The organism is Candidatus Accumulibacter vicinus, assembly GCF_000584955.1.
In the GTDB taxonomy this organism is placed as follows: domain Bacteria; phylum Pseudomonadota; class Gammaproteobacteria; order Burkholderiales; family Rhodocyclaceae; genus Accumulibacter; species Accumulibacter vicinus.
In genome coordinates, this window is sequence record NZ_JDSS02000018.1 from 95,643 (window position 1) to 102,449 (window position 6,807).

Consider the following 6,807-nt stretch of genomic DNA (forward strand, 5'->3'; position numbering starts at 1 on the left):
GAGCCCGGCGAGAGGCGGTTTCGATGGTTTCCAGTTGACGCTCTCTCTCGGCGGAGCAATGAGTCAGCAGCCGTAGCGCAGCACAATGGCCGCAAGATCACGGACCAGGATCAGCGTTGCCAATCCCTGCAACGCAAGGGCGCGAATGTACCCAAAACTCCGGCATAAGACAACCTCCCGATGCGTTGCGGGCTCAGGATTCAACCATTTCCTTGGTGGCCTGGACAAGGCTGCGTATTGACCACAGCTACACACGACCATACGATGGAGGTGTTCTTTGTGTAGATGTCAAAGGAGGATCGCATGCGTGCTGCCGCCATCAACCTGCGTGCACTTCCCGAGCAGCGCGACTTGATTGATCACGCGGCACGCCTGTTGGGCAAGAACCGGTCCGACTTCATGCTCGAAGCCGCCTGCGACAGAGCTCAATCGGTGGTGCTCGACCAGCTTTTCTTCAATCTGGACGCCGACAAGTTCCGACAGTTCACCGCTATGCTCGACGCGCCACCCGCCGACAATCCGGGGCTTGAGCGCCTCATGGCCGTCAAGGCGCCTTGGGAAACAGAAGCCACCCAGGCATGAACCTTCAACTCGGCGCGCCGCAGCCACTGACGGCGGCGCACCGCACGGATGAATTCGAGTGCGGCGAAGATGTGCTCGATGAGTGGCTCAAACGACGGGCCATGGCCAACCAGTTGACCGGCGCCAGCCGCACGTTCGTGGTCACCGATCAAGGCCTTCGCATCCACGGCTATTACGCGATGGCTGCCGGCGCTGTGTCACACCAGACGGGGCCACAAGTTCAGTGCGGCGCAATAGGCCCGACCCAGGGCCGGTGATGGTGCTGGCCCGGCTCGCCGTCGATCGTCGCGCCCAAGGCATCAAACTTGGCGCCGCGTTGCTGCAGGATGCCGTCAATCGGGCGGTGGTCGTGTCGCAAAACGCGGGAGTCAGAGCCTTGCTGGTGCACGCCATTCACGACCAAGCCAGGCAGTTCTACGAGCATTACGGATTTCGGGCTTCGCCGGCACACCCCATGACGCTGATGCTGCGCCTGAGCAGCGGGAAGCTCTGAGCTCGACTTTATCGATTTGAGGCCATGAAACGCGAGCGCGTAAGTGACTTTGAAGTCGTCGAAGCTAAATTCTCTCGAGCTGATAGAAGCGAGATCCGTCTGGCGTTGGACGTTCCATGACGTAAATCACAGTTCCGGAATCGCCGAGCCACATCAAGAACGTCGGTTTGGTTTCGGCACCAAGGAGTGTTGAGGCGGCAGCCGATTTTGTGGTGCTGACTGGTCCGCGAGAAACAGTTCCACTGACCGTTTGGCCGTAGAGATCGCCCCGATATTCCAAAAAGTATTTCACCGGCGCGGAGTCAGGTGCTCTTGTATCCATAAACGCGGCTGCAAGAAGTCCGGTTGCCGTGACCTCATACGTGCCACGTGCTACGACAGAAGTTCCATCTATCTGAACTACAACATCGCAGCTAGGAGTTTTCCATGTTCCCTGCAATCCGATCACGAGGGGTTTGATTCGTGCCTGCCCAAAAGATCGGAAGAATTCGCTAACGGGCTTTGCCTTTTCGTATACCGACGTCTCCTGGTTTTCTTCATCGTCCACACGGTCACGAATAACTCCCAAGGCCTTGTCAACGTTCTTGTGGTGGTCGGTGACGCGCAAAGCTTCATCAAGAACCTGTTTGGCTTCGTCAACAAAACCGGCGTTCAGAAATTGGTGCGCAAGATTACTCATGGCGAGTGTCTCGCCGAAGTGAGCAGAATTCCGATAGGCCTTGACGGCTTTCACCGGCAATTTCAGCGACTCAAGCGCGGCGCCGAAGTTGTTCCATGCAATAGCACTTCTCGCAGACGTTCGAATTCGTGAGTAGTGATAAGCGGCCATGTTGGCCCGGCCAATACTTGAGTACTTGTACGCGAGGCCAAACCGGGTTTCGTTGTCAGTAGGATTCAGTTCAAGCTGCCGTTCCATCAATCCAATTTCGGTGTCATCATCCTTTCGGAACTCCGCGAGGCCCTTCTCGGCGCGCAGAAGTTCCATCTCACCTTCATGTGCGTCTGCACAGATAGTCCGGATTTGGCTCGCCAATCGATCGGCGTCTGCCTTCTTGCCTGCCTTTTCGAAACATAGGGCTGCTTGACCGAGCAGTTCAATTTTGGAGATAACTGACTTGGTCTGTCCTGCGGCGGCCTGGTAAAGAGACGCAGCCTTTCCGTGTTCGTCATATCGGGCATAGCTCCGTGCCAGATGCAGTGTTACGTTGGCATTGTCTGGCAATTCAGTTGCAATCGCTTCAAGCCTTGAGAGATCGCCGCCACGCCCAAGTGCGATGCAGATATATTCCTTGTAGGCTAACCATTCCGTTTTGTCTTTTTCAGAGGCACCTGCCTTGGACGCAAGGAACGCATTATCGATTACCTCTTTCGCTTGATCGTTCTTCGTTGCAACGCAATGCATCATTGCAAATTCGAAGTCGTCTCGATTCCACTCGGGTTTGGGCGTAATCCGATCATGTTCAGGGTGATCGGTCGACTTTTCCGGCTCGCTCGAACTTGGAGGCACGGCTGCGGCAGCACCGTCAGTTGGCCGAGGAGTAAGGGTAGCAAGCATCGCCAGCAAGGCGTCGAATGATCGTTCGGGCGCATCTCGGTGCAGTGAGATGTGCTCGATATTTCCTTGTAGCGCTCCCGGCGAGCGGATACCCTCCTCGACGAGAAGAATGATGTCCATCCCGCGACCGATGGCCAATCCAATTTCCTGGATTATCCAATCGGACGTTTTCCATTCAAGGGCATTTGCCTTGACGGCCAGTTTCTGGCGAGACATCCAGCAAGACGAGAGCGCATTGGAAGAAACGACTCGTTCCTTGCGTGTGCAGATGCCAATAAATAGGTTCTTTCCTTCGAGAAGAGCCAAGACCTTTTCGTCAACCGATATAGGTTCAGGGTGCTTTGCGTGAGTCCACGAAAAGGATGGATTCAACTCGGCCACACGTGACAGGTAGTTTAGAACCGCGTTAACAACGGTTGCATCGTCCTCCGTGAAGCTATGCCCTACAAAAGCGCTGATCGATTTCATCATGGTTTCCCCCTAATAGGATGCATTATCTCGAACATTCCCATTTTGCGGTTATGCATCCTGGAGTTACCACGCAACTCCACGCCGCGCCGATTGCGAATAGACTGGCGGCCGACGGAGTGTCCGGCGTTTTGGCGCTGTTCTGGAATACTGTTCTTTGCCGTTAGCGGTCGCTGAATTGGACCATGCCGAACGACGGCTTCGGCCGACCTTCTTCCGTTGCCCTTTCAGCCGCTTTCAGAGTTGAGCAGCCCTCTCACCGGCAGCTCACCGCAGAGGACGAATTACCGCTTCTGGCCGCCTACCGCCGGCCGCGGTCTAGCTCGAAAGCAGTCGGTCAACGCGCCGTTTCATCGTGGCCATGATCCTTTCTTAATCGCGCACAGGCGGCCACAGGCGGGCAGTATCCACACCGTTTCGCCGTCGATCTGGTACACCAAGCGATAGCTTTTGTGCGGGATCAACTCGCGTGTGCCGGGAATCGTTCCCGGCTTGCCCAGCATGGGGTGCTGGGTCAACCGGGCGGCCGCGTCGCTCAAAATCTCATCTATCCGGGCCGCCGCGCGCGGATTGTCGGCTGCGATGTAGTCCCACACTTCGGCACGGTCGTGCTGCGCTTCAGGCGTCCAAACAACCCTCACGCCTGGCTTGCCACACTGGCACGCCAGGCGGCGAATTCGGCCTCAACTTCATCGTTCGGCTGCCCCAATCCAGCGCGCATCGATGCCCGGCCGGCCTCGACCTTGCGGCGCAAGAACTTGTCGTACTCGCGCGACTCGCGCTGGCGCTGAACGAGCTCGCGCAGCACTTGCGACGCCGGGCGATGGGCCGCCTCGGCTTCGGCCATGAACTCGGCGCGCAACTCGGGCTCCAGCTTCATCGTAAAAATGACTTGTTTCGGCATAATCGGAACCTCCTGTCATTTGATACTAATGAAATATACGCTGTCATTACCTGGCGCTACTCACAGAACGTTACAAGGCGGGCCATCGTTATGCCGAGACATGTCGGAAAACCCAAGGCGGCGGCGTGTCGCAATTTCGGCGTCAAGCGCACCTTGATCGAAACCCTGGCACGGGTCGGTTGGCCTGCGTCATCCAGGACTGGAGCGTAAAGGGATGATGGGCAGTAGCGCGGAAGATCAGTGGCCCTATCTTCGCCCGCGGGGCAAGACTACAGGGTGGCGATCGCCCTTGCCGCTCTCGTTGTCAAAATCGATTACGCGCTGCCCAGCGACAACAGATACCAATCGGTACTTGTAGCAGTACCCGGAGGGTGGAACGGGTGCGGGCACATGCCAGACGAACCTCCCGATCAGCGAGTCGTCATCGGCGACATCGCGGAAACGGGTGATCAGCTTAAAACGGCATTCATGTATGCAGCCGCGGCAAGCACAGCTGATCGGCGAGTCAGCGCGCCTCGCCGTCGCTGCCCGACAGCATCGCTGCCGGTCTGAGCCAACGGTCGAAGTCCTCTGCCGTTACCTGGCCGAGCGCCAGCGCCGCTTCGCGCAGCGTGCTGCCGTGCTGATGCGCATGCCGCGCGATTTCCGCCGCACGGTCGTAGCCGATATGCGGTACGAGCGCCGTGACCAGCATCAGCGAGCGCTCCAGCAGTTCGGCGATACGCTCGCGACGCGCTTCGATGCCGCGCACGCAATGCGCCTCGAAACTCGTCATGCCGTCCGCCAGCAGCCGGACGCTCTGCAGAAAATTGTAGGCAATCAGTGGCTGGCAGACGTTGAGCTCAAAGTTGCCGGCGGCACCACCCAGGCCGATGGCGACATCGTTGGCCATCACCTGGTAGCACAGCATCGTCAGCGCCTCGCATTGCGTCGGGTTGACCTTGCCGGGCATGATCGAGCTGCCGGGTTCGTTTTCCGGCAGGCTGATCTCGCCGATTCCCGAGCGCGGCCCCGACGCCAGCCAGCGCAGGTCGTTGGCGATTTTCAGCAGCGCCACGGCGAGCGTCTTCAGCGTGCCGTGCGCGGCGACCAGGCCGTCGCGTGCCGCCAGCGCGGCGAACTTGTTGGTCGCGCTGTAAAACGGCAGCCCGCTGCGGCGAGCGAGTTCGGCCGCCACGCGGGCGCCGAATTCCGGGTGCGTGTTCAACCCGGTGCCGACCGCCGTACCGCCGATGGCGAGCGGATAGAGTGACGACAGCGCGCCGTCGAGCAGCGACTCGGCGTGCTCAAGCTGCGCGACGTAGCCCGAGAACTCCTGGCCGAGCGACAAGGGCGTCGCGTCCTGCAGGTGCGTGCGGCCGATCTTGACGATCTCGGCGAAGGCGGCCGATTTCGCCGCCAGCGTCGCCCTGAGCCGCGCCAGTGCCGGCCGCAGCGCGTGGGCGATGCCGGTCGCGGCGGCCAGATGCATGGCGCTGGGAAAGACGTCGTTCGAAGACTGCCCGAGATTCACCTCGTCGTTGGCATGGACGGCGCGCGCCTCGCCGCGCTCGCCGCCGAGCAGCTCCGAAGCCCGGTTGGCCAGCACTTCGTTCACGTTCATGTTGCTCTGCGTCCCCGATCCGGTCTGCCAGACCGAAAGCGGGAACTCCTGCGCGTGGCGGCCGGCGAGCACTTCCTCGGCGGCGGCGGCGATGGCGCCCGCCTTGTCGGCCGGGAGCAGCCCGAGCTCGCCGTTGACCCGTGCGGCGGCCGCCTTGACCGCGACGAGCGCCAGAACCAGGTCCTCGGGCAGGCGTTCGTTGGAGATCGAGAAGTGTTCGAGCGAGCGTTGCGTCTGCGCTCCCCAGAGCCGGTCGGCCGGCACCTCGATGCCGCCGAAGGAATCCCGCTCGCGGCGCGTGGCGCTCATCGTCCACCGCCGGGTGGGAAAGCCCGCCTTCCGTCAGTGTTCATGCCCATTCTCCTGTCCATGATGCGGTACAACCGCCGACGCCTTCCCGGCCGCGGAGCAGTCAGTCTTCGACAAAGCGCTCGATGAAAGCGGCGACCGCCGCTCGTCCGACGAAGACGCCGAAGTGCCCCTCGCAGAGGATGTCGGCTTCCAGCGCCAGGAGCTTGCGCAGCGATGCCTGATAGTCGTTTCGTTTGGACAACAGGTCCGGGTGCAGAGGTCCATGCACGTCCTGGGCGAAAACGACTCGCCGACCGTCCGATTCGACCAGATAGGCGACCGAACCGGGCGAGTGCCCCGGCAGGTGGAGCGCCTGAAGCGATCGCTGGCCAAGAAAAAAGCGCTCGCCGTCGGCGAGCCGGACATCGACCGGGCAGGCTGCGAGATGCTCGCCGTACCACGCGGCGGCGCTCACCCGATCGTCGCCGCTTTCCAGATACGGCGCCTCGAGCGCGTGCAGCGCCACCGGCCAGCCGAAGCGCCGTCGCAGGCCGGCGGCACCGCCGCTGTGGTCGTAGTGGCAATGCGTGAGCAGCAGGTGCCGGATCTGCTCCGGCACGACGCCGGCCGCTTCGATGTTCTGCAGCAGCCGATCGGTCGCCCGGCCGCAACCGGCGTCGATCAGCGCCGCATGCTCGCCGAAGTGGACGAGGTAGACCGCCGCATCGTTGCCGTGCGTCAGGCCCGGCCCGCCGACCTGGCTGATTTCCGGGGTAATCGCCAAAACCCGAGGTCCCATTCCTGACTCCTCCTGTTGCCGATGCGTTGCCCTTGCCGGTGCCCGCCGAGCGGGCGGTGGCGCTCGATCCCGAGCGCATGCCGCCGACGCAGGCGAATGACGGGCCGGCATG

General features: G+C 61.0%; 5 protein-coding genes and 3 pseudogenes. 3 read left to right on the plus strand and 5 right to left on the minus strand.

From position 1 onward, the window contains the following. Window positions 1-303 precede the first annotated feature (303 nt). Together CAPSK01_RS05415 and CAPSK01_RS05420 are read left to right on the plus strand one after the other, a co-directional pair. Entirely contained in the window at window positions 304-582 is a 279-nt protein-coding gene (locus CAPSK01_RS05415) for a DUF1778 domain-containing protein (protein WP_273703149.1), read from the plus strand. After that, window positions 579-1,075: pseudogene (locus CAPSK01_RS05420) on the plus strand (GNAT family N-acetyltransferase). Before CAPSK01_RS05415 ends, CAPSK01_RS05420 begins: the two are co-directional and overlap by 4 nt. 64 nt (window positions 1,076-1,139) lie before the next feature. On the opposite strand, the gene CAPSK01_RS05425 reads toward CAPSK01_RS05420, so the two are convergent. The 3 genes and pseudogenes from CAPSK01_RS05425 to CAPSK01_RS05435 all read right to left on the minus strand — a co-directional run bounded on the left by CAPSK01_RS05425 (window position 1,140) and on the right by CAPSK01_RS05435 (window position 4,002). Continuing rightward, complete coding sequence (locus CAPSK01_RS05425) at window positions 1,140-3,101, minus strand: hypothetical protein (RefSeq protein WP_273703150.1); 1,962 nt, start codon at window positions 3,099-3,101, stop codon at window positions 1,140-1,142. Window positions 3,102-3,470: 369 nt separating this feature from the next. Next, window positions 3,471-3,739 (minus strand): annotated as a pseudogene (locus CAPSK01_RS05430) (type II toxin-antitoxin system RelE/ParE family toxin). Further along, the gene (locus tag CAPSK01_RS05435) at window positions 3,736-4,002 is read right to left on the minus strand and encodes an antitoxin (protein WP_034923469.1); all 267 of its coding nucleotides are present in this window, start codon (window positions 4,000-4,002) and stop codon (window positions 3,736-3,738) included. Before CAPSK01_RS05435 ends, CAPSK01_RS05430 begins: the two are co-directional and overlap by 4 nt. 114 nt (window positions 4,003-4,116) lie before the next feature. Here CAPSK01_RS05435 and CAPSK01_RS22005 point away from each other — a divergent pair. Next, a pseudogene (locus CAPSK01_RS22005) lies at window positions 4,117-4,212 on the plus strand (recombinase family protein); the annotation flags it as partial. 295 nt (window positions 4,213-4,507) lie between these two features. Here CAPSK01_RS22005 and fumC read toward each other — a convergent pair. Together fumC and CAPSK01_RS05445 are read right to left on the minus strand one after the other, a co-directional pair. Continuing rightward, window positions 4,508-5,914: a class II fumarate hydratase gene (gene fumC, locus CAPSK01_RS05440; RefSeq protein ID WP_034923472.1), complete on the minus strand. Its 1,407-nt coding sequence runs from the start codon at window positions 5,912-5,914 to the stop codon at window positions 4,508-4,510. Between the two features lie 103 nt (window positions 5,915-6,017). Next, window positions 6,018-6,695, minus strand: coding sequence for an MBL fold metallo-hydrolase (locus tag CAPSK01_RS05445; protein WP_034923475.1), 678 nt, complete (start codon window positions 6,693-6,695; stop codon window positions 6,018-6,020). Window positions 6,696-6,807: the final 112 nt, after the last annotated feature.

Bases quoted from the DNA above. Each gene is read 5' to 3' on its own strand.
- CAPSK01_RS05415 (WP_273703149.1), top strand. From the start codon at position 304: ATGCGTGCTGCCGCCATCAACCTGCGTGCACTTCCCGAGCAGCGCGAC.
- CAPSK01_RS05425 (WP_273703150.1), bottom strand. From the start codon at position 3,101: ATGATGAAATCGATCAGCGCTTTTGTAGGGCATAGCTTCACGGAGGAC.
- CAPSK01_RS05435 (WP_034923469.1), bottom strand. From the start codon at position 4,002: ATGCCGAAACAAGTCATTTTTACGATGAAGCTGGAGCCCGAGTTGCGC.
- fumC (WP_034923472.1), bottom strand. From the start codon at position 5,914: ATGAGCGCCACGCGCCGCGAGCGGGATTCCTTCGGCGGCATCGAGGTG.
- CAPSK01_RS05445 (WP_034923475.1), bottom strand. From the start codon at position 6,695: ATGGGACCTCGGGTTTTGGCGATTACCCCGGAAATCAGCCAGGTCGGC.